This is a genomic window from Mycobacterium sp. Panama NTM2, assembly GCF_054355555.1.
The window spans coordinates 2,082,766-2,105,951 of the sequence record NZ_CM135953.1; the positions used below are offsets into that span (position 1 = coordinate 2,082,766).

Here is a 23,186-nt window from a genome sequence, read left to right on the forward strand (position 1 = left end):
GACAGTAACTTCCGCCACTACGGTCCGTGGTCGTCTTCGGGCAGGAGGTGGCGTTCGGGGTGGTGGTAGCCGTTCACGCGCCGTCGGCCGGTATCCAGGTCTGGCGGAGGGGAGCCATTCGGTCTGGCCGCGGTCGTTGACGCGGGTTGTCCAGCCGGTCTGCTCGACCATCCGATTGTCCGTCCCACAGGCGAGGGTGAGGTTGGTGATGTCGGTGGCTCCGCCGCGCTTCCAGTCCTCGATGTGGTGGACCTGGGTCCAGTAGCCGGGCACCGTGCAGCCGGGTCGGGTGCAGCCCCGCGCGGAGGAGTGCAGCACGATTCGTTGTGCCGGGGAGGCGAGTCGTTTGGTGCGGCCGAGGTAGAGCGGCTGGTTGGTGTGCTGGTCGAACACCGCCAGATAGTGGTGCGCGTGGGCGGACATCCGGATCAGGTCGGCCATCGGCAACAAGCTGCCGCCGCCGGTGACCGCTGCCCCCGCGGACTTCTCCAGTTCCTGCAGTGTTGTGGAGACGATCACCGTCACCGGTAACCCATTGTGAGAACCGAGATCTCCGGAACTCAGCGCCATCCGCCCCACGGCCAGCCACGCGTCATGGTTGCGTTGTGCCGCACTCCGGGTGTCCGAGCGCGCTTGTTCGGGCGCGGGTTCTGCGTCGACGCAGGGTGTCTCGTCGTCGGGGTTGCACATGCCGGGGGCGGCGAGTTTGGCTTGGATGGCCTCGTAGGTGGCGCGTGCTTCGGGGGTGATCCAGCCGGTGAGCCTGCTCATGCCGTCGGCCTGCTGCTCGCCGAGGGTGATGCCGCGCTTGCGGGCGCGGTCGGCGTCGGTGGGTTCGGGGCCGTCTTGGTCGATCATCGCCGCCAACCGATCCGCCGATTTCTTCAGATCCTCGGGCGTGAGCCCGGCCCCCAGCGAGGCCAACTGGCGGTCGGCGGCGGCGCGGGTGTCGACGTCGACCCACCCGGGCAGGTCCTTGTGGAACGTCGCGATCACCGCGACGTGTTCGGCGTCCAACGCCCCGGCGGCTTGCGCGGCCGCTGTTGCCTCCCAGGCCGGTGGCAGCGGTTCGCCGGTCAGCGCTTGCCGCGGCCCCAACGCGGCGGCGTCAGCCAGGCGGCGCTTGGCGTCGCGCTCGGAGACCCGCAGCGCAGTGGTCAGCACCTTCTTCCATGACGCTTCCCCGAGCCGATGGGGCTCGGTCTCGGTGGTCAGACGGGACAGGATCTGATGTTCCAGCGATGGGACAGACCGGATCACTGACGTGACCTCCGACATCAACGCCACCAGCTCGCGGTGGGTCAGGGTGTCGCAGGCCTGCGACAGGATCGCGAGCTGAGCCCGCATCCCCGCCACCGCATCCGCGACCACATCCACATATAGAACACTAGTTCGACCCACCGACAGAAATTAATCACCGTGTGACTGCAGGGGTCAACGGTGCGGACGAGGCCAACGAGTTTCGACGAAGGGCGCGACGGCCGACACGTTAGGCTCGGCGCATGCGAGTCGGAGTGCTGGGCGCCAAGGGCAAGGTCGGTGCCGCGATGGTGGCGGGCGTCGAGGCCGCCGATGACCTGACGTTCACCACGGGCGTCGACGCCGGGGATCCGCTGTCGTCGCTCGTCGACGCCGACACCGAGGTCGTCATCGACTTCACCCACCCCAGCGTCGTCATGCACAACCTGAAGTTCCTCATCGACAACGGAATTCACGCTGTCATCGGCACCACAGGCTTCACCGACGAACGCCTCGACCAGGTGCGTGCCTGGCTTGACGGCAAGCCTGACGTGTCGGTGCTGATCGCCCCGAACTTCGCGATCGGCGCCGTGCTGTCGATGCACTTCGCCCAGCAAGCCGCCAAGTATTTCGAGTCGGTCGAGGTCATCGAACTGCACCATCCCCACAAGGCCGATGCGCCATCGGGGACCGCAGCTCGCACCGCGAAGCTCATCGCCGAAGCGCGAAAACGCATGCCGCCCAACCCCGATGCCACCAGCACCGGTCTCGACGGGGCGCGCGGCGCTGACGTCGACGGAATCCCGGTGCACTCCATCCGCCTCGCGGGCCTGGTGGCCCACCAAGAAGTCCTCTTCGGTACCGAGGGCGAGACGCTCACCATCCGGCACGACAGCATCGACCGCACCTCGTTCGTCCCCGGCGTGCTGTTGGCCGTCCGCAAGATCCGCGACCGTCCCGGGCTGACCGTCGGTCTGGAACCGCTGCTCGACCTGGCATGAACGAGGGCCGCCGCGCGCTGCGCACCCAGCTTCTGATCGGCTTCATGAGCGTCGCGCTCGTGGTGTACTTCGTGCTGCTCGGCCGAGCCGCGGTCATCCTGATCACCTCCGGCGAGGCAGCTCCCATCGGCCTCGGTGTGGCAATCCTGATCCTGCCCATAGTGGGCGCCTGGGCGTTGATCGCCACGCTGCGTGCGGGTCTCGCGCATCAGCGCCTGGCCCGGCTCGCCCGCGAACAGGGCATGGAGCTCGACATCAGCGACCTGCCCCGCCGCCCGTCGGGGCGCATCCAGCGGGACGCCGCCGACGCGCTGTTCGCTTCTGTGCGAGAGGAAGTCGAGGCACGACCGGACGACTGGCGGCTCTGGTACCGATTGGCTCGCGCCTACGACTACGCCGGCGACCGCAGCCGTGCCCGCGAGACCATGAAGAAGGCGATGCAGATGGAGGAGGCTGGGCGATGAGCAGGACGCTGCTCGTCGTGCACCACACGCCGTCGCCGGCCACCCGCGAGCTCGTGGACGCGGTGCTTGCCGGCGCCCGCGACCCCGACATCGACGGGGTCGAGGTCACGGTCAAACCGGCACTGGCCGCGACGCTGCCCGACATGCTCGACGCCGATGGGTATCTGTTCGGTACCACCGCCAACTTCGGCTACATGGCGGGCGCCCTCAAACACTTCTTCGACAGCGTCTACTACCCAAGCCTCGATCACGTGGCCGGCCGCCCCTATGGCCTGTGGGTGCACGGCAACGACGACACCGTGGGCGCGGTCGCGTCCGTGGAGAAGATCGCCGCGGGGCTCGAGCTGCGGGCTGTCGCCGCGCCGCTGACGGTCACCGGGCCGATCGATCGCGCCGTTCGCGAGCGGGCCGTGGAACTGGGCGGCACACTGGCTGCGACATTGATGGACTGACGAAGGAGCGTCCCGCCAGGTCTTGCCGAAATCGCGCTCGCCGGCGCGCCGATCGCCGGTGGCGCCCTGCTCGGCGTCGCCGCCGGCAACCTGCGGCCGCCCGACGTCCGCGCGCTGATCGCGAAGGACATGGACCTGCTGGATCGGATACCAGCCGAGCAGGTGGAGCGGCGAGCAGAACTGCAGCGCGTCATCGACCAGCGGATCGATGATCTGATCGGCGCTGTCGACAAGAACAGGGAACTGCGCCAGCTCGCCGCGTCCTACGAGGGGAACTGGCGCGACATCGTCGTGTTCGTCTGTGCAGTGCTCTTCACGATCGTGTGGTGGAACGTCGACCACGGCCGGACGAACTGGGTGCTGATGTTCGTCGTGATGATCCTGCTGTCGATCCTGGCGGGCGTCTACGCCGCCCGCGGCATCTTCCGCGGCCTGGCCACATTCCTCAAGGGCCGCCGTCGAACTCAGTAGTGGTAGGTATCTGACGGCGCCGGGATGTGCACCGGATCGTCGACGTCGTCGAAATCCGAGGGCTCGATGCCGTAGGCGCGCGCCAGGTCGAGGATCTTGTTCGCGCGCGCCATCCTCGGAAGGTCCGAGCCGTTGCGGATCTCACCGCCGTCGCGTTCGAATTCGACGAGAAACTCCTTGGCCCAGCTGATTTCCTCGACCGACGGAGACAACCCCTCGTTGACCGTCGGGCACTGATCCGGGGTCAGGCAGATCTTGCCGGTCATTCCGAACTCGGCCGACACCGCCGTCGCCTCGCTCAACCGCAGAGCCGAAGAACCGACGGTCGGTCCGTCGATCGCCCCCGGCAGATGCGCGGCCTTGGCTGCGATCGTGAAGCGCGACCGCGCATAGGCCAAAGTGGTGGGATTGTCGCCGAAGCCGGTGTCGCGGCGAAAGTCGCCGATGCCGAAAGCCAACCGGAAAGTGCCCTTGGCCGAGGCGATCTCGGTGATGCGCTCCAGCCCGCGCGCCGTCTCGACCAGCGCGACCACCGGCACGTTCGGGAGCCTCTTGGCGGTCTCGGTGACGTGATCGACCGACTCCACCATCGCGAGCATCACCCCACCCACCGAGGTGCCGCCCAGCATGTCGAGGTCACCGGCCCACCACTCGGTGCCGAAGCCGTTCACCCGCACCCAGTCGTCATGGCCGTCGGCGAGCCAGCGGATGACGTTGTCGCGCGCGCGGGCCTTGTCCTTCGGCGCGACGGCATCTTCGATGTCCAGTACCACGATGTCCGCCCGCGACTGCTCCGCCGGCGCGAACCGTTCGTACTGCGCACCGTTGACGAGCAGCCAGCTACGCGCCAGCACCGGATCTATGCGGAAGCCGCGTTCGCCGGACTCCGATTCGCTGAAGGTCTGGTCATACACGCCGCTCACCCTAGGTGAGAGCCGAAAAACGACTGCATCGCCTCCCAGTGTCGCCGCGCTGCGGGCTCGTCATACGGTCCGTTGTCGGGCACGGCGAAGCCGTGGAACGCGTCGTAGAACTCGACGGTGTGCTCGATTCCGGCCGCGGTGAGTGCCTTGTCCAGGGTCTCGCCGTCGTCGACCGTGAACGACCGGTCGTTCTTGGCCGCGCCGACGTACACCGCTGCCCGCATCCGATCGGCCAGCCGGTGCGGGCTGTTCGGTTCGTCGGTGACCAACCCCCCACCGTGAAAGGACATCGCTGTGGCCACCCGTTCGGGCACCAGACCGGCCACCGTCAACGACGTGCGCCCACCCATGCAGTAGCCCGTGGTCCCGAACGCGTCGCCGCGCACCTCCGGACGGGCGGCCAGATAGTCGAAGAAGGCGGCAGCGTCAGACGCCATGACCTCGGGAGTCACCTTGCCCATCATCGCGAACAGCCGCGTGCGCTCGGCCTCGTCCTCGAACACGGTCGCCATCGTGAACGGCGCCCAGTCCCCGTCGCGGTAGTAGACGTCGGGCACCAGCACCGCATAGCCGTGGTCGGCCAGCTTGTCCGCCATCGCCCGGAAGGTCGCCCGGACACCGCCGGCATCGGGGTACATCACGACGCCCGGCCAGGGGCCGTCGCCGTCGGGCGTGTGCAGGCTGACGGGGCAGGAGCCGTCAGCGGTGGTGACAGTGTCGGTGATCCTCGGCATGGGTTCCGTTCTACTCCCGGTCCCGGCCCGTAAGCTATGGACCGTGCCGATCCCGACGCCCTACGAGGACCTCCTGCGTCTGGTGCTGGACCACGGAACCGCGAAATCGGACCGCACCGGCACCGGCACCCGCAGCGTGTTCGGCCACCAACTGCGGTACGACCTGAGTGCGGGGTTCCCGCTGATCACCACCAAGAAGGTGCACACCAAGTCGATCGTCTACGAATTGCTGTGGTTCCTGCGCGGCGATTCGAACGTGCGCTGGCTGCAAGAGCACGGTGTCACCATCTGGGACGAATGGGCCTCGCCCACAGGCGATCTCGGCCCTGTCTACGGTGTCCAATGGCGGTCCTGGCCGACGCCGTCGGGGGAGCACATCGACCAGATCAGCGCGGCCCTGGAACTGCTCAAGCGCGACCCCGACAGTCGGCGCAACATCGTCTCGGCATGGAACGTCGGAGAGATCCCGCAGATGGCGCTACCACCGTGCCACGCGTTCTTCCAGTTCTACGTCGCCGACGGCCGCCTGAGCTGCCAGCTCTACCAGCGCAGCGCCGATCTGTTCCTCGGCGTGCCGTTCAACATCGCCAGCTATGCGCTGCTCACCCACATGATGGCTGCCCAGGCGGGCCTGGACGTCGGCGACTTCGTCTGGACGGGCGGGGACTGCCACATCTACGACAACCACGTCGAGCAGGTCACCGAACAGCTCTCCCGGGACCCGCGGCCGTATCCTGAACTCGTTCTGGCGCAACGTGATTCGATCTTCGACTACACCTATGAGGACGTGGTCGTCAAAAACTACGATCCGCACCCGGCGATCAAAGCGCCGGTGGCCGTCTAGTGGGCCTGAATCTGATCTGGGCGCAGTCCAGCTCCGGGGTGATCGGCCGCGACAACGGCATCCCGTGGCAGCTGCCCGAGGACATGGCCCGCTTCAAGGAGCTGACCATGGGCCACACGGTGATCATGGGCCGCCGGACCTGGGAATCGCTGCCGACGCGGTTCCGGCCGTTGCCGGGGCGCAGGAATGTCGTACTCACCCGGCATGCTGACTACGTGGCTGACGGGGCAGAGACGTTGACCGACCTCGGGGGAATCCCGCTCGAGGACGCCTGGGTGATCGGTGGGTCGGAGATCTACGGGCTGACGCTGCCGCAGGCGACGCGGTGCGAGGTCACCGAGATCGACATCGACCTGCGACGAGAAGACGAGGACGCCCTCGCTCCGGTCCTCGACGAGGGCTGGTTGGGCACGGTGGGTGCGTGGCAGGACAGCTCATCGGGCCTGCGCTACCGGTTCGCCACCTACCGGCGGGCATGATCACCGCCGCGCAGGCCCGGCGGGTGGCCGTCGCGGCGCAGGGGTTCGGCGAGGCGAAACCATCCGGCGCGGTCACCCGCGCACACCTCAAGCGGCTGATCGCCCGGATCCAGGTGCTGCAACTCGACTCCGTCTCGGTGGCGGTGCGGGCTCATTACGCCCCGGTCTTCAGCCGCCTCGGCCCATACGACCGCGACCTTCTCGACCGCGCGGCGTGGAGTCATTCGGCACGGTCGCCGCGGCTGCTCGTCGAGTACTGGGCTCACGAGGCCGCACTGATGGCCGTCGACGACTGGCCGTTGATGCGCTGGCGAATGGCCGAGTATGCCCACGGCCGATGGGGCGTCGAGATCGTCAAACGCAACGCGAAACTCGCCGAGGACATCGTCGCCGCGATCGCCGAGCTCGGGCCGGCGACCGCAGGCCAGATCGAGGCTCACCTGGAGTCCGAGCCGCGGGGCCGCAAAGGCCCGTGGTGGGACCGCAGCGACACCAAGTGGGTCGCCGAAGCTCTCTGGTCCGCCGGTGTGCTGACGACAGCCACGCGCATCGGGTTCGCCCGGCACTACGACCTGACCGAGCGGGTCCTGCCGGCCGACGTGGTGGCCCGGCAGGTCAGTGAGCCGGACGCGGTTCGCGAGCTCGCGCTGCGGGCGGCCACCGCGCTGGGGATCGCCACGGAGGCCGACATCCGGGATTATTTTCGGCTCAGCGCCCGGCAGGTGAAGCCGGCGCTCGCCGCGCTGGTGGCGGACGGTGAGCTGGAGCCCGTCGAGGTCGACGGCTGGACCGCGCCCGGCTACCTGCGCGCCGGCCAGATCATCCCGCGGCGTGACCGCGGCACCGCGCTGCTCTGCCCGTTCGATCCGCTGATCTTCTTCCGGCCTCGTGTCGAGCGGCTGTTCGGCTTCCATTACCGCATCGAGATCTACACCCCGGCCCCCAAGCGGCAGTTCGGCTATTACGTGTGGCCGTTCCTGCTGGACGGGCGGCTGGTGGGGCGGGTCGACCTCAAGGCGGACCGGACCGCGGGGGCTTTACAGGTGGTGGGAGCGTTCACCGAGGACGGCGAAACGCCGACGCGCGTGGCGCGCCCGCTGGCCGATGAGCTGACGACGATGGCGCGGTGGCTGGGGCTCGACGAGGTCGTCGTCGGGGAGACGGGTGATCTCGCTTCCGCTCTGCGGATTGCTCTGCTTGGCTGACTCCATGGACATCCTGCGCACCCCCGATGAGCGTTTCGCCGATCTGCCCGACTTCCCGTTCGCGCCCCACTACGTCGATGTCGCGGGGATACGCATGCACTACCTCGACGAGGGGCCCCGCGACGCGGAGGTGGTGCTGCTGCTGCACGGAGAGCCGTCGTGGAGCTACCTGTATCGCTCGATGATCCCGGTGCTCACCGGCGCCGGCCTGCGCGCGGTCGCGATCGATCTGGTGGGCTTCGGCCGCAGCGACAAACCGGCACGGCGTGAGGACTACACCTATCAGGCGCACGTCGACTGGACCTGGGCTGCCATCGAGGCGATCGGCCTGACCGGCATCACGCTGGTGTGCCAGGACTGGGGCGGGCTCATCGGGCTGCGTCTGGTGGGAGAGCATCCCGACCGCTTCGCCCGGGTCGTCGCCGCCAACACCGCGTTGCCCACCGGAGATCAGCATCCCGGCGAGGCGTTCCTCGCGTGGCAGCGATTCAGCCAGGAGAGCCCCGACTTCCCGGTCGGAGGAATCATCGACGGCGGCTGTGTGTCGACACTGCCGGCCGATGTCATCGCCGCCTACGACGCTCCGTTCCCCGACGACCCGTTCAAGGCCGGGGCGCGGCAGTTTCCGACGCTCGTACCCACGAGCCCGGACGACCCGGCCGCACCCGCGAACCGGGCGGCCTGGGAGGCGTTGCGGCGTTTCGAGAAGCCGTTCCTGTGCGCCTTCTCCGACTCTGACCCGATCACGCGGGGTGGCGACGCCGCGCTGCGGAAACTGATTCCGGGGGCGCACGGCCAACCCGAGGTGACCATCGCCGGTGGCGGGCATTTCCTGCAGGAGGACAAGGGCCCCGAATTGGCGACGGTCGTCGTCGACTTCATCGCCGCCAACCCTGGCTGAACCGGCCTAGTTCAGCGGTATGTCGTTGTCGCTCTTGCTCTTCTGATACTGCCGCGACAGGGAGTCATACCGGGCGCGGATGCTTTCACGCTGATTCAGCAGCGTCGAGCGCAGCGGCTCGTTCTCGTTCTCGATCAGCTCGACGATGGAGTGCGCGGTCCAGAACGCGTTGCTGCGCCGGTAGCCACCGGGTTCGAGGCCGAACACCTCGCGCAGGATCACCAGGTCGTGGGGGATCGCGAAGCTGTCGCGGGAATCCTCGTGGCTGTAGAAGTAGTAGTAGATGTCGAAGCCTGCCCACGTGATCGCCGACATGCACAGCGTGCACGGTTCGTGCGTGGTCAGAAAGATCAGGTCCGTCGTCGAGGGGCGATCGGGGCGCTCGTAGAACTGTCGGAGTGTGTTGATCTCGCCATGCCACAGCGGGTTCGCCGTCTCGGCGTTGGTCCCCGCGATCACCAGGGACAGATCCGATTTCGACAGCAGCGCGGCCCCGAAGACCTTGTTGCCGCCGGCCACGCCATGTTCGGTCAGCGGCAGGATGTCGGAGTCGATGACGTCCAGGAGGCGCGAGGCGATCGTGGAGGCGCCCTCGGGCATGAAAGACACGTCCAACACTAACGTCGCTGCGGCGGGTTCGCTGACCACGACAAGGCGCGCACAGGCCTGCCGGGAGCGGGCACAATGAATCCGTTAGCACGACGAACAGAACACGACGGGACCCATGCATGTCCGGATGGCGCGACGCCGGTCGATTCGACGCGTTGAGCGCATACCTGCGCCGACGCGGCCTCGAGAAGCGATGGCGCATGGCCATATTCGCGTTCACCTGCGTCCTCGGCACGCTGCCGCTGATCCTGCTGACCAGCCCCGTCGGCCCGTCGACTCCCGTCGGGCGGGCGGTGGCGATCGCCGCCGGCGCCGGCGCGATCGCTGTCTCCACCGTGTGGCTACCCGGCTGGCCGACCCACACACGATCCCTGATCTACAACCTGGTGTGCTGTGCGTGCATCGCCGCGGGCTCCCTGTCGATGTCGTATGCCTATGCGGGTCTGATGGGCTGTGTGATGTTCGCCGTGCTCGGCGGATTCCTGGCGTACTTCCACCGGCTGGCCGACGTCCTGGTCAACGGCGCGGTGGCTGCCGTGTGCGCGGTGATCACCGCGACCCGACTCATCGTGGACACCGGCGACGTCTCGGTGACGATCAGCGCGGCGGTCACCGTGGTGGCGCTCAACGTCGGCGTACCTTTCGGCATCTACTCCCTGGTGCACTCCCTGCATGCCGACCTGGTGGAATCCGGCCGCGACTCGCTCACCGGTCTGCTGACCCGGCGCTCCTTTTATCAGGCGCTCCGGGAACTGGTCGGGCGTCAGGGCAGTGGCGGTGCGGTGAATGTCACGATGATCGACCTCGACGACTTCAAGGGCCTCAACGATTCCCGTGGACATGCGGCGGGCGACCGGGCGCTCGCCGACGTGGGCGACGTGCTCAGGCACACCTGCGGTGAGACCGCCGTCCTCGGCCGCCTCGGTGGGGAAGAGTTCGTCGTCGCCGACACCGACGCGCCGTCAGGTCACGCAGAGACCACCAACGCCGTCCGCGCGAACATCGCGGCGCTGCCGTTCGACATCACCGCCAGCCTCGGCAGTTGCACAGCGCTGCTCACCGACCACGACACCACCGCCCCGGACTTCCTCGACCGGATGATCGCCACCGCCGACGCCGCCATGTACCGGGCCAAACGGGCGGGCGGCGATCGCGTGGAGCACCGGCGCCTCACCACGTCGAGCCGGCAGGACTGAACTCAGCCCGTCGCCGCGGGCGACTCCACGGCGTGATCCGCCGACGGACCCGCGCCGATTCCGCGCATCCGGTTGACGACGTAGACGATCGCGCCGATCGCGAGCCACACGATGCCGCCGATCTTGGCCAACGAGTCGGCGTTGATGAGCACGTAGGCGATGATCACGAAGCCGAGCGCCGGCACCACCAGGTGCAGCAGGTAGTTCGTCGACTTCTTGCGGCCCAGGTAGTACCAGGCCACCGAGATGTGCAGCAGGCAGAACGCGAACAGGGCGCCGAAGTTGACCAGCGAGGAGATCAAGCCGATCTGGCCGACGAAGAACAACACGAGCACGATCGACAGCGCACTGACGGTCAGGATCGCCGCGATCGGCACCTGGCGCGCGCTGATCCTCGACAGGAAGTGGGGAAGTTGACGATCGCGGCTCATCGAGAACAGCAGCCGGCTGGTCGCGGCCTGGGCGGCCATCGCGTTGGCGAAGCCGACGGCCAGCACGTTGACGACGAAGAACGCGTCCATCCAGCCGGTGGACGACGCAGCCTGCACGAGATTGAAGAAGGCGTTGCCCACCTCGTCGTCTCCGAACGCCTCGCGACCACCGCCGAGCAGACTGGCCAGCCACGTCTGCACGATGAACAGGAACGCCACGATGAACAGTGCACCGACCATCGCCTTGCCGGCCGGATTGCGCGTGCCCGTGGACTCTTCGGCGAGCGTCGAGATCCCGTCGAAGCCGAGGAAGCTCAGGACCGCGATCGACAGCGCAGCAGCCAGCAGAGGTGCGCTGACGGTGTCCGAGTTCCAGATCGGGGTCGTGCTCCATCCGACGTCGGGCAGGCTGCCACCGCTGATCGCACGCACCGCGATCACGACGAACACCACCACGAACACCAGCTCGATCGCGAGGAACACCCGGTTGGCCATCTTCAGCGAGTCGACGCCCAACAGATTGATCGCGGTGTTGACGAGAACGAACAGGATCGCCCACATCCACCGCGGTGTGTCCGGGAACAATCCGATCATCGACTCCGCAGCGAAGACATACAGCAGCGTGGGCACCAGAAGGTAGTCCAGGAGCATCGCCCAGCCGGCGAAAAACCCTGCCCCGGAATGTATTCCGCGACCCACATAGGAGAACACCGAGCCGGCGAGCGGGAACGATTTCGCCATCTGGGCGTAGGCGAGAGCGGTGAAGATCATCGCGACCAGCCCGATCACGTAGACCAGGGGCACCATGCCCGACGAGCTGTTGTAGACGGTGCCGAAGATCGCCCACGGGGCGATCGGCACCATGAACACCAGCCCGTAGACCAGCAGGTCGAAGGTCGACACCGAGCGGTGCAGTTCCTGCTTGTAGCCGAACGATTCCAGCGTGCGCTGGGCGGCGGGTTCGTTGTCGGTCATGGGGTGTCCTCGTGTTCGGTGAGGAAGCTCGCGACCACGGCGCGGAACTCCTCGGGTTTCTCCAGATGGCTGCAATGGCTGCAGCCGGCGAAGACGTGACCGCGCGCGTCGGGGATGTGCTCGACGTAGGGCCGCCAGGTGGCGGGTGTGGCCTCGTCGAATTCACCTGCGACGACCAGGGTCGGCGCCTCGATGTCGGGCAGGCGATCGATGATCGACCAGTCCCGAAGGGTGCCCACGACGTGAAACTCGTTGGGCCCGTTCATGGTGTGATAGACCGTCGGTTCGGCCTCCATCTGCGCCTCGGAGTCGAGGAAGTCCTGGGGGAACGGGTCCATCCGCGCGACGTGGCGGCGGTAGAACTCCATCGTCGCGGCCAGATACTCCGGATCGGTGACGGTGCCGGCCGCCTCGTGCCGCTCGAGCGCATCCTGAGTCTGCGACGGCAGCTGCGCGCGCAGTTCTGCCGCGCCCTGCACCCACAGCTCCATCGACGCCGGTGAATTGCAGATCGCCAGCGAGACCAGGCCGGCGGGGCGGCGCACGGCGATCTCGGCGCCCAGCATGCCGCCCCAGGACTGTCCGAGCAGGTGATAGTTCTCGATACCGAGAGTGCCTGCGACGGTGTGGAATTCGTCGACGAACAGAGCGGGCGTCCAGAAGTCGGTGGGCGCGTCGGGTAGGTGGGTGGAGTTGCCACACCCGAGCTGGTCGTAGTGGATCACTGTCCGGCCCGTCTGGTCGGCCAGCTCGGCGATGTTGGCCACGTAGTTGTGTGCCATGCCGGGTCCGCCGTGCAGGACGAACAACGGCAACGCCCCGGGTTTCGGGCGATCCGGCGTGGTGATCTGTACCCAGGTCTGGTACTCGCGGAAGGCGACCAGACGGGTCTCGCGCTGCATCGCATCAGCATGAACCCCTAAAGGTCTCCCTGCAAGACCAATCAAACGATTTAACATGTCGGTGACTCGAAGGGGACTGGCGCTGATGGGGCACAACGGATCACCCATGGGTGAAGCACCGTCCGGCGTGCTGCACCGACAGCTGGACTCCTCCTCGCGGGTCGACGAGGTGACCGACCGGTTGATCACCGCGATCGCGATCGGCGAGTACCTCCCGGGCGCGCGCCTGCCCGGCGAGCGCGACCTGGCGGCCTACCTCGGCGCCGGCCGGATGACCGTGCGTGCGGCGCTGGCGCGGTTGGTCGATCGCGGGCTGCTCGAGACGCGCCGGGGACGGGGCGGGGGATCGTTCGTGCGCCAGCAGTGGCCGGATTCGTCGACCGAAGCCGTCGGGCGCACGTTGGCCGGCCGCCTCGACGAGCTGCGGGTCCAGTGCGACGCGGTGTGTCGCCTGCAGGGGGCGGTGTGCCGGGCAGCCGCTGAAGCCCGCACCGACACCGACATCGCGGTACTGAGGCAGCGGCTCGAGGAATATCGCACCGCTGCGACCGGCCTGGCGGCTCAGCAGGCGGACAGCCGGTTGCATGCGGCCATCTCCGACGCGGCCCACAACGACGTGCTCGCCGGCGTGCTCAACGATCTCAAGGCGCGGGTGAGTATCGGCGCGCCGGCTCACCTGTGGGGGGAACCCGACTCCATGCGGACCGTCGAGGCGCGGGCCCTGCGTGAGCACGAACTCATCGTCGAAGCGATCGCCGAAGGCCGGGCCGACGACGCCGACGCACTGGCCCGCGCGCACGGCACGATCGACTTCGGACACATCATGACCGCGATGCGTCGCGCCGGCGTGCCCGCCGAGTGAGAGCAGCTAGGCTGCGCCGGTGGCCGAGATCGCGCCGCTGCGCGTGCAGCTGATCGCCAAGACGGAATTCACCGCGCCCCCCGACGTCGACTGGAGCACCGATGCCGACGGCGGTGCGGCGCTGGTCGAATTCGCCGGCCGGGCGTGCTATCAGAGCTGGTCCAAACCCAACCCAAAGACGGCGACAAACGCCGCCTACCTGCAGCACATCATCGACGTCGGACATTTCTCGGTGCTCGAACACGCTACGGTGTCGTTCTACATCACCGGGATCTCCCGCTCGTGCACCCACGAGCTGATCCGACACCGGCACTTCTCCTACTCACAGCTCTCGCAGCGCTACGTACCCGAAGGAGACGTTGCGGTGGTGGCGCCCCCGGGTGTCGACGGCGACCCCGAGCTGACCCGCATCGTCGCCGACGCGGCCGACGCCAGCCGGGCCGCCTACGTCGAGCTGCTGGCCCGGCTCGAAGAGAGGTTCGCCGACGTGCCGAACGCCACGCTGCGGCGTAAGCAGGCCCGACAGGCCGCCCGCGCGGTGCTGCCCAATGCGACCGAGACCCGGATCGTCGTCACCGGCAACTACCGGGCGTGGCGACATTTCATCGCGATGCGGGCCAGCGAACACGCCGACGTCGAGATCAGACGGCTCGCCGTGGAATGCCTGCGCCAGCTCGCCGACACGGCGCCCGCCGTGTTCGCCGACTTCGAGATCACCGTGCTGGCCGACGGCAGTGAGGTCGCCACCAGCCCGTTGGCCACGGAAGGCTGAGGGTCACCGGGTAATCTTGGTGCCCGTGAGCACCAGCGCCTTCGACGTCACCGCCCGGCTGGGCACCCTGTTGACGGCCATGGTCACCCCGTTCAAGCCCGACGGTTCGCTGGACATCGAGACCGCGGCGCGCCTGGCGGGTCACCTCGTCGACGCCGGCTGCGACGGCCTCGTGGTCTCCGGCACCACCGGCGAATCACCGACCACCACCGATGCCGAGAAGCTGGCCCTGCTGCGCGCTGTGCTCGAAGCGGTCGGGGACCGCGCGCGCGTCGTCGCCGGCGCGGGCACCTACGACACCGCGCACAGCGTCGGCCTCGCCCGAGCGGCCGCCGCGGAGGGGGCGCACGGACTGCTCGTGGTGACCCCGTACTACTCGCGTCCGCCGCAGGAGGGCCTGCTCGCGCACTTCCGCGCCGTCGCCGATGCGACCGAGCTGCCGAACATCCTCTACGACATCCCGCCGCGCTCGGTCGTGCCGATCGAATGGGACACGATCCGGACCCTGGCCCAGCACCCCAACATCGTCGCGATCAAAGACGCCAAGGCGGATCTGCCCGGAGCCGGCCAGATCATGGCCGAGACGGGACTGGCCTATTACTCCGGTGACGATGCGCTGAACCTGCCGTGGCTGGCGATGGGCGCGACGGGCTTCATCAGCGTGTGGGGTCACGTCGCGGCCGGGCAACTTCGAGACATGCTGTCCGCCTTCGCCTCCGGTGATGTGGCGACCGCGCGCAAGATCAACGTGTCGTTGGCGCCCCTGATGGCGGCGCAGGCGCGCCTGGGCGGCGTGACGCTGTCGAAGGCGGCGCTCCGGCTGAAGGGCTTCGAGGTCGGCGACCCGAGGCTGCCGCAGGTACCGGCCACAGACGACCAACTCGAGGCACTGGCAGCGGACCTGCGGGCCGCCGCGGTGCTTCGGTAACGGGATCGCCGGTGGAATCCGAACTCGTCGCACCCGGCCCGTTGGCCGCCGGAGCACTGCGGGTGACCGCTCTCGGCGGCATCAACGAAATCGGCCGCAACATGACGACATTCGAGCATCTCGGTCGGCTGCTGATCGTCGACTGCGGCGTGCTGTTCCCCACGCACGACGAACCGGGCGTCGACCTGATCCTGCCCGACCTGCGCCATGTCCAGGGCCGGCTCGACGACATCGAGGCGCTCGTCGTCACCCACGGCCACGAGGACCACATCGGGGGCATTCCCTACCTCTTGAAGATGCGCGCCGACATCCCGGTCGTCGGCTCCAAGTTCACCCTCGCTCTGGTCGCCGCGAAGTGTCGCGAGCACCGGCTCTCGCCGACACTGGTCGAGGTCGCCGAAGGGCAGCGGTCCACCCACGGCGTGTTCGAGTGTCAGTACTTCGCGGTCAACCACTCGGTTCCCGGATGTCTGGCCGTGGCCATCCACACCGGCGCGGGCACGGTGTTGCACACCGGTGACATCAAGCTCGACCAGCTTCCGCTCGACGGGCGGCCGACGGACCTGCCCGGGATGTCCCGCCTCGGCGACGCCGGCGTCGATCTGTTCCTGTGTGACTCCACCAACGCCGAGATTCCCGGGGTGGGGCCGTCGGAGAGTGAGATCGGGCCGGCGCTGCACCGTCTGATCCGCGGTGCGGACGGGCGCGTCATCGTCGCGTGCTTCGCCTCCAACGTCGACCGCGTCCAGCAGATCATCGACGCCGCGGTCTCGCTCGGCCGGAAGGTCTCGTTCGTCGGCCGGTCGATGGTGCGCAACATGGGGATCGCCCGCGAACTCGGTTACCTCACCGTCGCCGATTCCGACGTCCTCGACATCGGCGCCGCCGAGATGATGCCGGCCGACCGCGTCGTGCTGATCACCACCGGCACCCAGGGGGAGCCGATGGCGGCCTTGTCGCGGATGTCGCGCGGCGAGCATCGCAGCATCACGTTGACCGCGGGTGATCTGGTGATCCTGTCCTCGTCGCTGATCCCCGGCAACGAGGAGGCGGTGTACGGGGTGATCGACTCGCTGGCCAAGGTCGGCGCCCGCGTGGTCACGAACCGTCAAGCGCGCGTGCATGTCTCGGGACATGCTTACGCGGGCGAACTGCTGTTCCTCTACAACGGGGTGCGCCCGCGCAACGTGATGCCCGTGCACGGCACCTGGCGGATGCTTCGCGCCAACGCCGCCCTGGCGGCCAGCACCGGCGTCGACGAGGAGAACATCGTGATCGCCGAGAACGGCGTCAGCGTCGATCTGGCGGCCGGTCGCGTCGCCGTCGCCGGGGCGGTCGCGGTGGGCAAGATGTTCGTCGACGGGCTCGTCACCGGCGACGTCGGGGATGCGACCCTGGGTGAGCGGCTCATCCTCTCGTCCGGCTTCATCGCGGTGACGATCGTGGTGCGCCGCGGTACCGGTCAGGCGGTGGCGCCGGCGCACCTGAGCTCACGCGGCTTCTCCGAGGATCCCAAAGCGCTCGAGCCGGTCGCGCGTCGCGTCGAGGCCGAGCTGGACAACCTCGCAGCCCAACACGTCACCGACCCGGCGCGCATCGCCCAGGCGGTGCGGCGCATCGTGGGCAAATGGGTGGGGGAGACGTACCGGCGTCAGCCGATGATCGTGCCGACCGTCATCGAGGTCTAGCAGGCCTGGAGCCGGTACCCCACACCGCGTGCGGTGGCGAACCAGTGCGCGCCGAGCTTGCGTCGCAGGTAGCGGACGTAGACGTCGACGACGTTCGACTCCGGTTCGTCGTGACCCCACACCTGTCGCAGCAGGTACTCGCGGCTGAGGACCTGTCCCGGATGGCGCAGGAACGTCGCAGCCAGATCGCACTCGCGTGCGGACAGGTCGACGCAGTAGTCCCCGACGTGTGCCCGCCGGCTCGCGAGATCCACCCGCAGGCCGCCGTAGCGGAGCTCCGGGGTGCGGGCGATGCGGCGGTGCGACAGCAGGCTTCGCACCGCCTCGGTGAGTTCGGCGGCGCGCAACGGGGCGACGGAGACGAACTCCTCGCGCGAGGTGCTGCGTGTCGCGCAGGCTCGCGCAGCGCGGCTGCGGGTCGTCAGCAGGATGGCCGGCAGCCGCAGACCGTCGGCGCGTAGGCGGCGCACGACATCGAGACCGTCCATGCCCGGCATACGTGCGCCCACGATCAGAAGATCGAAATTGCCGTGGCGTGCGTCGTGGTAGGCGCACCGTCCATCGGCCACCAGGGTCACCGAGAAGCCCTGAGCGCGCAGTTGACGGCGAATCGTCGTCGCGATCCGTGGATCGGACTCGGCGATGAGAAGTCTGGTCACGTCGATTCCCCCTGCTCGGCGCCGGTGCATCTCGTCGGCGTCGTCATCGACGATCGCCGATCCGGGCGCTCGCCGGTTAGGGCCACAGGGAACCGCGGAAGTGACAAAAGTCCTTCGCCGGTGTCGTCAGCGCTGGGCCACCGCGGTCCACTCGATCGGGGAGGCCGCCACAGCGCGACCGGTGGGGCGGATGTAGAGGTCGCGGTAGTAGCTGGGGCCGGCCTGCTCGACCAGCTGCCAGCCCAGCTCGGCCAGCCACTCGCCGAGCCGCTCGGGTATCAATCCGGTGTGCCAGATCGGGCGTCGTCCGCGGAATCGCCGGTGCACAGATGCCGCGCCGTACAGGTTGGTCCCGTCCAGGAAGTCCTGCCGGATGTAGCTGAACACCAACCGGCTGCCTGCGGCGGCTGTGCCGAGCGCGGCCAACGTGGTGCGCGCGGCGTCGGGGGAGAGGTACTGCGTGACCCCTTCGACGATGAAGAACGTACGCCGCGACGCGTCGTAGCCCGCCGATTGCAGGGCCGCCAGCAGATCGTCGCGTTCGAGGTCGGCGGCCACCAGATGCACCGAGGCCGGGATGCCGCCGAACACCCGGTGCAGGACCGCAGCCTTGCGCTCGATGGTGACCGCCTGATCGACCTCGTACACCGGCATGTCGCTGTGTCGGGCGATGCGACACCCGCGGGTGTCGAAACCGGCGCCGACGACGACGACGGCATCGGTCTCGTTGAGGGGGTCGGAGAGGCGCTCGTCGATGAGGCGTTTGCGACAGGCGATGCTCGACCACAGGCCCGGCCCGCTGCGCTGCGCTGCCGCCATGACGGTCCGGCGCACCGGTGCCACGCGGGTGGCCGCCACCAGCGCGCGCAGCCGGGCCGGTAGGAACGCCTCGGCCAGATCGTCGTCCACGAGCCGCCGGTGCGGCGCTTCGTTGTGCTCGATCGCCGCGAGCACCATCGGTCCGAACGCTGTCTGCGCGACGGGGTTGCGGCCCGTCATCGCTTGTTGACGAACCCGGCGTCGACGGGCAGTGCCACGCCGGTGACGTACCGCGCGGCGTCGGAGACCAGCCAGTACACCGCGTTGGCGATGTCCTCGGCCTCCAACGCCCGCACCGGCAGCGCGTTGCTCATGTCCGGCCCGCTCTCGGCGGCCATGCCGTCGAGCCAGGATCGGGTGAACTCGTTGTCGATCATCGGGGTGTTCACCCCGGCGGGGTGCACGGAGTTGACCCGGATGCTGTATGGCGCAAGGAAATTCGCATAGGCCCGCATCAGTCCCACCATGCCGTGCTTGGCGGCGGTGTACCCGACCGCGCCCGCGATGGGCGCGCCGACACCCACCAGGCCGGCGACAGAGCTCGTCAGCACGATCGCGCCGCCGTTGCCGTACTTGATCATCGGCTTCATCGCGACGTCGATGGTGTGATAGGCCCCGGTGAGGTTGACGTCGATGACGTCCTGCCACGCCTGCGGCGCCGTCATCGGCGCGATACCCGCGTTGGCGATCACGATGTCGAGCCGTTCGCCGAGGCGCTCGGTGCCCTCTCGGACGGCCGCCTTGAGCGCGTCGCGATCTCGCACGTCGGCTTCGGATGCCACGATCCGCGCGCCCGCCTTCTCGACCAGTGCCACCGTCTCGGCCAGGTCGTCGCGCGTGGCCAACGGGTAGGGCACCGAATCGATCTGCGCACACAGATCGATCGCGATGACATCGGCACCCGCCGAGGCGAGGGTGACCGCGTGCGCCCGGCCCTGTCCGCGCGCGGCGCCGGTGATCAGGGCCACCTTGCCGCTGAGTTCACCCATCGTCAGGGACGGAGCTGACCCTTGGCCGGGTCGCCGGCGACCACGGGGGCGAGCATCTTGATGTCGGGGGCGCCGTCGAGGAGCTCGCCGATGGTGCCGAACAGCGTGCCGACCGCCGGTGCGGAACCATGGGCCTCGAGGGCGTCCGCATCGGCCCACTGCTCCACGAACACGAACGTGCCGTCCGCCTCGTGCAGGGCGTAGAGCTCGCAACCGGGCTCGTCGTGCACGGCCTCGATCGCCTTCTTGCAGGCATCGCGGACGGCGTCTACGGACTCGGGTTTGGCGATCATGGTCGCGACGACGACGACAGGCATGGGGGACTCCTCTTCGAGCGGGACTGAACAGGGCTCACCGTACTGTCTGCTGCCGGCGGTGTCGGCGGGCCACACCCGATCGTCGCCCGAGGCCTGCCGAGACCTATCTGTGACCTGTGTGGCAGATGGTGCATCTGGGGCCTGTGCGACTAGGCTTACCGGCATGGCGAGTAAGACCGCGTCCCGCGCTGGCGCCCGTTCGACCAGGTCGAAGACCAGTTCTCGGGGCTCTGCGCGGTCGTCGCGCCCGGCGCCGCCCCGTCGCAAACCCACGCGTCGGGGCCCGTCGCCGGTGGCCGCCGCCGGAACCGCCGTCGGCCGCGGCGCCCGCGCCGGGTGGCTGATGCTGGCCAAGGGTGCCGGCAGCACTGCCCGCTCGGTCGGTCGCGCCCGCGATCTCGACCCGGGCCATCGCCGCGACGGCATCGCCCTGGGTCTGCTTGCGCTCGCGGTGGTGGTGGCCGCGAGTTCCTGGTTCGACGCGGCACGCCCGGTGGGAGAGTGGATCGACACCTTCCTGCGCATGCTCGTCGGCGGCGCCGTCGTCCTCGTGCCGCTCGCGTTGGCGGTCATCGGTGTCGCATTGATGCGCTCCGAGCCGGATCCGGAGTCGCGCCCACGCTTCATCCTGGGTGCGGCGATGATCGCGCTGCCGGCTCTCGGACTGCTGCACCTGTGGTCGGGATCGCCGCAGGACCCCGTGGAACGCCAACACGCGGCCGGCTTCGTCGGCTTCGCGATCGGTGGGCCCCTGGCCGACGGCTTGACGGCGTGGATCGCCGCGCCGCTGCTCGTCATCGGCGCGCTCTTCGGCGTCCTCCTGATCACCGGCACCACGATCCGCGAGGTGCCGGCGACGCTGCACGACATGTTCTCGACGCGTTGGCGCGGTGCTGACGACGATGACGTCGACGAGGACGAGGAATGGTTCGACGACGACGAACCGGCCCCCGCCCGTACCGCCGAGGACTTCTCCGACGGGTACTACGACGAGGATCCGACCACTCCGGAGGAGTCCGCATCCTGGCCCTCGGCCACTCAACCCACCGTGCCGCTGGCGAAGCCCGCGGGCACCCCGATGGAGAACTATCCGCTCGACGAGGACGTGGCCGACCCGCCCCCGTCGGTCAAGACCCGCAAGAAGACGCGGAAGGAGCCGACGCTCACGCTGGACCGTGTCGTCGAGGGTCCCTACACGCTGCCGTCGCTGGAGTTGCTGATCGCCGGTGACCCGCCGAAACGGCTCACCGCGGCCAACCAGCACATGACGGACGCCATCACCTCGGTGCTCGAGCAGTTCAAGGTCGACGCCGCCGTGACCGGCTGCACGCGCGGCCCGACCGTGACCCGCTACGAGGTCGAACTCGGCCCGGGTGTGAAGGTCGAGAAGATCACCGCGCTGCACCGCAACATCGCCTACGCCGTGGCCACCGAGAGCGTCCGCATGCTCGCGCCGATCCCCGGCAAATCGGCGGTCGGCATCGAGGTGCCCAACACCGATCGCGAGATGGTGCGGCTGGCCGATGTGCTGACCGACCCGGTGGTGCGCTCCGACCACCATCCGCTGGTGATCGGCCTGGGCAAGGACATCGAAGGCGAGATGATCTCGGCCAACCTGGCCAAGATGCCGCACCTGCTGGTCGCCGGCTCCACCGGTTCCGGTAAGTCGAGCTTCGTCAACTCGATGCTGGTGTCGTTGCTCGCGCGTGCCACCCCGGAAGAGGTCAGGATGATCCTGATCGACCCCAAGATGGTGGAACTGACGCCGTATGAAGGCATTCCGCACCTGATCACGCCGATCATCACCGAACCGAAGAAGGCCGCCGCCGCGCTGGCCTGGCTGGTCGAGGAGATGGAGCAGCGCTACCAGGACATGCAGGCCTCCCGCGTGCGCCACATCGACGTCTTCAACGAGAAGGTGCGCACCGGGGAGATCACGGCGCCGCTCGGCAGCAATCGCGAATACAAGCCCTACCCCTACATCCTCGCGATCGTCGACGAGCTCGCCGACCTGATGATGACCGCGCCCCGCGACGTCGAGGATGCGATCGTGCGGATCACCCAGAAGGCCCGCGCCGCCGGCATCCATCTCGTGTTGGCCACCCAGCGGCCGTCGGTCGACGTCGTCACCGGTCTGATCAAGACCAACGTGCCGTCGCGGCTCGCATTCGCGACGTCGTCGCTGACCGACAGCCGCGTCATCCTGGACCAGCCCGGCGCCGAGAAGCTGATCGGCATGGGCGACGGGCTCTTCCTGCCGATGGGGGCCAACAAGCCGATCCGACTGCAGGGCGCATTCATCACCGACGAAGAGATCTCCGCCGTCGTCAACGCCACCAAGGATCAGGCCGAGCCGGAGTTCGTCGAAGGCGTCACCGCGGTCAAGGCCGGCGAACGCAAGGACGTCGACCCCGACATCGGCGACGACATGGACGTGTTCCTGCAGGCGGTGGAACTCGTGGTGTCGTCGCAGTTCGGCTCCACCTCGATGCTTCAGCGCAAGCTGCGGGTGGGCTTCGCCAAGGCGGGCCGGCTGATGGACCTGATGGAGACGCGCGGCATCGTCGGGCCGTCGGAGGGCTCCAAGGCGCGCGAGGTGCTGGTCAAGCCCGACGATCTGGCCGGCACGCTGGCGTTGATCCGCGGCGGCAGCGACGCGGTGGGTGGCGACGGAGATTCAGGCGACGAGCCGGACTTCTGAGCGAGGCGCGCCCTATGGCGTGCCGAGATCGACAAAAGGCGCAACGCACTCGCACTTTCGCGCCCGAATGTCGGGTTGGGCGTCAGAGGGTGAGGAGCATTCGGGTGTTGCCCAGAATGTTGGGCTTGACGTAGCTCAGGTCCAGGAACTCGGCCACGCCCGTGTCATAGGACCGGCACATCTCCTCGTAGACCTCCGCGGTCACCGGGGTGCCTTCGATCTCGGCGAAACCGTGCCTGCCGAAGAACTCCGTCTCGAACGTCAGCACGAAGATCCGCTGCAGCCGCAACTCCTTGGCGACGGCCAACAACTGATCGACGATTGCGTGCCCCACGCCGCGGCCCCGCACCTTCGGATGGACGGCCACGGTGCGCACCTCACCCAGATCGGACCACAGCACGTGCAGCGCGCCGCACCCGATGACCTCGCCCGCCGCTTCGGCCACCCAGAACTCCTGTACCGACTCGTAGAGCGTGACCAGGTTCTTCTCGAGAAGGATGCGACCGGCATAGACGTCGACGAGAGCCTTGATGGCCGGCACGTCGGACGTCCTGGCCCGACGCACGACCACCTCATCCGGATCTGAGCTCACACGGGGAAGGGTATCGGTTCGGGCAACCAGTAT

24 protein-coding genes and 1 pseudogene are annotated in these 23,186 nt (G+C 68.3%); 14 read left to right on the plus strand and 11 right to left on the minus strand.

Going from position 1 to position 23,186, the window contains the following annotated elements:
* Positions 1–17 precede the first annotated feature (17 nt).
* A pseudogene (locus ACXYX3_RS09890) lies at positions 18–1,377 on the minus strand (HNH endonuclease signature motif containing protein).
* Positions 1,378–1,502: 125 nt separating this feature from the next.
* Here ACXYX3_RS09890 and dapB point away from each other — a divergent pair.
* The 4 genes from dapB to ACXYX3_RS09910 are packed head-to-tail and all read left to right on the plus strand — an operon-like array spanning position 1,503 to position 3,627.
* Positions 1,503–2,240 carry a 4-hydroxy-tetrahydrodipicolinate reductase gene (gene dapB / locus ACXYX3_RS09895; protein WP_458611567.1) on the plus strand — a complete coding sequence of 246 codons (738 nt, stop codon included), beginning with the start codon at positions 1,503–1,505 and terminating at the stop codon, positions 2,238–2,240.
* Positions 2,237–2,704 carry a hypothetical protein gene (locus ACXYX3_RS09900; protein WP_458611568.1) on the plus strand — a complete coding sequence of 156 codons (468 nt, stop codon included), beginning with the start codon at positions 2,237–2,239 and terminating at the stop codon, positions 2,702–2,704. The genes dapB and ACXYX3_RS09900 overlap by 4 nt, the downstream gene beginning before the upstream one ends.
* Positions 2,701–3,156 (plus strand): flavodoxin family protein, encoded by a 456-nt coding sequence (locus ACXYX3_RS09905; protein ID WP_241207161.1) that lies wholly within the window; start codon positions 2,701–2,703, stop codon positions 3,154–3,156. Before ACXYX3_RS09900 ends, ACXYX3_RS09905 begins: the two co-directional genes overlap by 4 nt.
* A 30-nt stretch (positions 3,157–3,186) precedes the next feature.
* Positions 3,187–3,627 carry a hypothetical protein gene (locus ACXYX3_RS09910; RefSeq protein WP_458612034.1) on the plus strand — a complete coding sequence of 147 codons (441 nt, stop codon included), beginning with the start codon at positions 3,187–3,189 and terminating at the stop codon, positions 3,625–3,627.
* Here ACXYX3_RS09910 and ACXYX3_RS09915 read toward each other — a convergent pair.
* Both ACXYX3_RS09915 and ACXYX3_RS09920 read right to left on the minus strand, forming a co-directional pair.
* Positions 3,621–4,541, minus strand: a complete 921-nt coding sequence (locus tag ACXYX3_RS09915; protein ID WP_458611569.1) for an HpcH/HpaI aldolase/citrate lyase family protein — start codon at positions 4,539–4,541, stop codon at positions 3,621–3,623. The two genes, ACXYX3_RS09910 and ACXYX3_RS09915, sit on opposite strands and share 7 nt — an antisense overlap.
* Positions 4,542–4,546: 5 nt before the next feature.
* Positions 4,547–5,284, minus strand: a complete 738-nt coding sequence (locus tag ACXYX3_RS09920; RefSeq protein ID WP_458611570.1) for a dienelactone hydrolase family protein — start codon at positions 5,282–5,284, stop codon at positions 4,547–4,549.
* A gap of 43 nt (positions 5,285–5,327) precedes the next feature.
* Here ACXYX3_RS09920 and ACXYX3_RS09925 point away from each other — a divergent pair, with 43 nt between their 5' ends.
* The 4 genes from ACXYX3_RS09925 to ACXYX3_RS09940 are packed head-to-tail and all read left to right on the plus strand — an operon-like array spanning position 5,328 to position 8,713.
* Positions 5,328–6,128, plus strand: coding sequence for a thymidylate synthase (locus ACXYX3_RS09925; RefSeq protein WP_458611571.1), 801 nt, complete (start codon positions 5,328–5,330; stop codon positions 6,126–6,128).
* Entirely contained in the window at positions 6,128–6,607 is a 480-nt protein-coding gene (locus tag ACXYX3_RS09930; protein WP_458611572.1) for a dihydrofolate reductase, read from the plus strand. The genes ACXYX3_RS09925 and ACXYX3_RS09930 overlap by 1 nt, the downstream gene beginning before the upstream one ends.
* Positions 6,604–7,812 (plus strand): winged helix-turn-helix domain-containing protein, encoded by a 1,209-nt coding sequence (locus ACXYX3_RS09935; RefSeq protein WP_458612035.1) that lies wholly within the window; start codon positions 6,604–6,606, stop codon positions 7,810–7,812. Before ACXYX3_RS09930 ends, ACXYX3_RS09935 begins: the two co-directional genes overlap by 4 nt.
* A gap of 4 nt (positions 7,813–7,816) precedes the next feature.
* Entirely contained in the window at positions 7,817–8,713 is an 897-nt protein-coding gene (locus ACXYX3_RS09940; RefSeq protein WP_458612036.1) for a haloalkane dehalogenase, read from the plus strand.
* Positions 8,714–8,719: 6 nt separating this feature from the next.
* Here ACXYX3_RS09940 and ACXYX3_RS09945 read toward each other — a convergent pair whose 3' ends face one another.
* Positions 8,720–9,313: a tRNA-specific adenosine deaminase gene (locus ACXYX3_RS09945; RefSeq protein ID WP_458611573.1), complete on the minus strand. Its 594-nt coding sequence runs from the start codon at positions 9,311–9,313 to the stop codon at positions 8,720–8,722.
* A 128-nt stretch (positions 9,314–9,441) separates the two neighbouring features.
* Here ACXYX3_RS09945 and ACXYX3_RS09950 point away from each other — a divergent pair, with 128 nt between their 5' ends.
* Positions 9,442–10,518, plus strand: coding sequence for a GGDEF domain-containing protein (locus ACXYX3_RS09950; RefSeq protein ID WP_458611574.1), 1,077 nt, complete (start codon positions 9,442–9,444; stop codon positions 10,516–10,518).
* 2 nt (positions 10,519–10,520) lie between these two features.
* Here the strand turns inward: ACXYX3_RS09950 and ACXYX3_RS09955 are convergent, their stop codons facing one another.
* Together ACXYX3_RS09955 and ACXYX3_RS09960 are read right to left on the minus strand one after the other, a co-directional pair.
* Positions 10,521–11,924, minus strand: a complete 1,404-nt coding sequence (locus ACXYX3_RS09955) for an APC family permease (RefSeq protein WP_458611575.1) — start codon at positions 11,922–11,924, stop codon at positions 10,521–10,523.
* Entirely contained in the window at positions 11,921–12,826 is a 906-nt protein-coding gene (locus ACXYX3_RS09960; protein ID WP_458611576.1) for a proline iminopeptidase-family hydrolase, read from the minus strand. The genes ACXYX3_RS09955 and ACXYX3_RS09960 overlap by 4 nt, the downstream gene beginning before the upstream one ends.
* A gap of 106 nt (positions 12,827–12,932) precedes the next feature.
* Here ACXYX3_RS09960 and ACXYX3_RS09965 point away from each other — a divergent pair, with 106 nt between their 5' ends.
* Genes ACXYX3_RS09965 through ACXYX3_RS09980 form a run of 4 tightly spaced genes read left to right on the plus strand, consistent with a single transcriptional unit; the run spans position 12,933 to position 17,076 of the window.
* Positions 12,933–13,688 (plus strand): FadR/GntR family transcriptional regulator, encoded by a 756-nt coding sequence (locus ACXYX3_RS09965; protein ID WP_458611577.1) that lies wholly within the window; start codon positions 12,933–12,935, stop codon positions 13,686–13,688.
* Between the two features lie 19 nt (positions 13,689–13,707).
* Positions 13,708–14,460, plus strand: a complete 753-nt coding sequence (gene thyX / locus ACXYX3_RS09970; RefSeq protein WP_458611578.1) for an FAD-dependent thymidylate synthase — start codon at positions 13,708–13,710, stop codon at positions 14,458–14,460.
* Positions 14,461–14,485: 25 nt separating this feature from the next.
* The gene (gene dapA, locus ACXYX3_RS09975) at positions 14,486–15,388 is read left to right on the plus strand and encodes a 4-hydroxy-tetrahydrodipicolinate synthase (RefSeq protein WP_458611579.1); all 903 of its coding nucleotides are present in this window, start codon (positions 14,486–14,488) and stop codon (positions 15,386–15,388) included.
* Between the two features lie 11 nt (positions 15,389–15,399).
* Entirely contained in the window at positions 15,400–17,076 is a 1,677-nt protein-coding gene (locus ACXYX3_RS09980) for a ribonuclease J (RefSeq protein ID WP_458611580.1), read from the plus strand.
* Here the strand turns inward: ACXYX3_RS09980 and ACXYX3_RS09985 are convergent.
* The 4 genes from ACXYX3_RS09985 to ACXYX3_RS10000 form a co-directional block, all read right to left on the minus strand.
* Positions 17,073–17,735: a response regulator transcription factor gene (locus tag ACXYX3_RS09985; protein ID WP_458611581.1), complete on the minus strand. Its 663-nt coding sequence runs from the start codon at positions 17,733–17,735 to the stop codon at positions 17,073–17,075. The two genes, ACXYX3_RS09980 and ACXYX3_RS09985, sit on opposite strands and share 4 nt — an antisense overlap.
* Positions 17,736–17,861: 126 nt before the next feature.
* Positions 17,862–18,734 (minus strand): SAM-dependent methyltransferase, encoded by an 873-nt coding sequence (locus tag ACXYX3_RS09990; protein ID WP_241207178.1) that lies wholly within the window; start codon positions 18,732–18,734, stop codon positions 17,862–17,864.
* Positions 18,731–19,543 carry a mycofactocin-coupled SDR family oxidoreductase gene (locus ACXYX3_RS09995; protein WP_241207179.1) on the minus strand — a complete coding sequence of 271 codons (813 nt, stop codon included), beginning with the start codon at positions 19,541–19,543 and terminating at the stop codon, positions 18,731–18,733. Before ACXYX3_RS09995 ends, ACXYX3_RS09990 begins: the two co-directional genes overlap by 4 nt.
* Positions 19,544–19,545: 2 nt before the next feature.
* The gene (locus tag ACXYX3_RS10000; RefSeq protein WP_458611582.1) at positions 19,546–19,860 is read right to left on the minus strand and encodes a putative quinol monooxygenase; all 315 of its coding nucleotides are present in this window, start codon (positions 19,858–19,860) and stop codon (positions 19,546–19,548) included.
* 163 nt (positions 19,861–20,023) lie between these two features.
* On the opposite strand from ACXYX3_RS10000, the gene ACXYX3_RS10005 reads away from it, so the two are divergent.
* Entirely contained in the window at positions 20,024–22,561 is a 2,538-nt protein-coding gene (locus ACXYX3_RS10005; RefSeq protein WP_458611583.1) for an FtsK/SpoIIIE family DNA translocase, read from the plus strand.
* A gap of 82 nt (positions 22,562–22,643) precedes the next feature.
* Here the strand turns inward: ACXYX3_RS10005 and ACXYX3_RS10010 are convergent, their stop codons facing one another.
* A complete protein-coding gene (locus ACXYX3_RS10010; RefSeq protein ID WP_241207181.1) occupies positions 22,644–23,153 on the minus strand; it encodes an amino-acid N-acetyltransferase in 510 nt (169 codons plus the stop codon).
* Positions 23,154–23,186 lie beyond the last annotated feature (33 nt).

Bases quoted from the DNA above. Each gene is read 5' to 3' on its own strand.
- dapB (WP_458611567.1), top strand. From the start codon at position 1,503: ATGCGAGTCGGAGTGCTGGGCGCCAAGGGCAAGGTCGGTGCCGCGATG.
- ACXYX3_RS09900 (WP_458611568.1), top strand. From the start codon at position 2,237: ATGAACGAGGGCCGCCGCGCGCTGCGCACCCAGCTTCTGATCGGCTTC.
- ACXYX3_RS09905 (WP_241207161.1), top strand. From the start codon at position 2,701: ATGAGCAGGACGCTGCTCGTCGTGCACCACACGCCGTCGCCGGCCACC.
- ACXYX3_RS09920 (WP_458611570.1), bottom strand. From the start codon at position 5,284: ATGCCGAGGATCACCGACACTGTCACCACCGCTGACGGCTCCTGCCCC.
- ACXYX3_RS09935 (WP_458612035.1), top strand. From the start codon at position 6,604: ATGATCACCGCCGCGCAGGCCCGGCGGGTGGCCGTCGCGGCGCAGGGG.
- ACXYX3_RS09940 (WP_458612036.1), top strand. From the start codon at position 7,817: ATGGACATCCTGCGCACCCCCGATGAGCGTTTCGCCGATCTGCCCGAC.
- ACXYX3_RS09945 (WP_458611573.1), bottom strand. From the start codon at position 9,313: ATGCCCGAGGGCGCCTCCACGATCGCCTCGCGCCTCCTGGACGTCATC.
- ACXYX3_RS09950 (WP_458611574.1), top strand. From the start codon at position 9,442: ATGTCCGGATGGCGCGACGCCGGTCGATTCGACGCGTTGAGCGCATAC.
- ACXYX3_RS09955 (WP_458611575.1), bottom strand. From the start codon at position 11,924: ATGACCGACAACGAACCCGCCGCCCAGCGCACGCTGGAATCGTTCGGC.
- ACXYX3_RS09960 (WP_458611576.1), bottom strand. From the start codon at position 12,826: ATGCAGCGCGAGACCCGTCTGGTCGCCTTCCGCGAGTACCAGACCTGG.
- ACXYX3_RS09965 (WP_458611577.1), top strand. From the start codon at position 12,933: ATGGGTGAAGCACCGTCCGGCGTGCTGCACCGACAGCTGGACTCCTCC.
- ACXYX3_RS09990 (WP_241207178.1), bottom strand. From the start codon at position 18,734: ATGACGGGCCGCAACCCCGTCGCGCAGACAGCGTTCGGACCGATGGTG.
- ACXYX3_RS09995 (WP_241207179.1), bottom strand. From the start codon at position 19,543: ATGGGTGAACTCAGCGGCAAGGTGGCCCTGATCACCGGCGCCGCGCGC.
- ACXYX3_RS10000 (WP_458611582.1), bottom strand. From the start codon at position 19,860: ATGCCTGTCGTCGTCGTCGCGACCATGATCGCCAAACCCGAGTCCGTA.
- ACXYX3_RS10005 (WP_458611583.1), top strand. From the start codon at position 20,024: ATGGCGAGTAAGACCGCGTCCCGCGCTGGCGCCCGTTCGACCAGGTCG.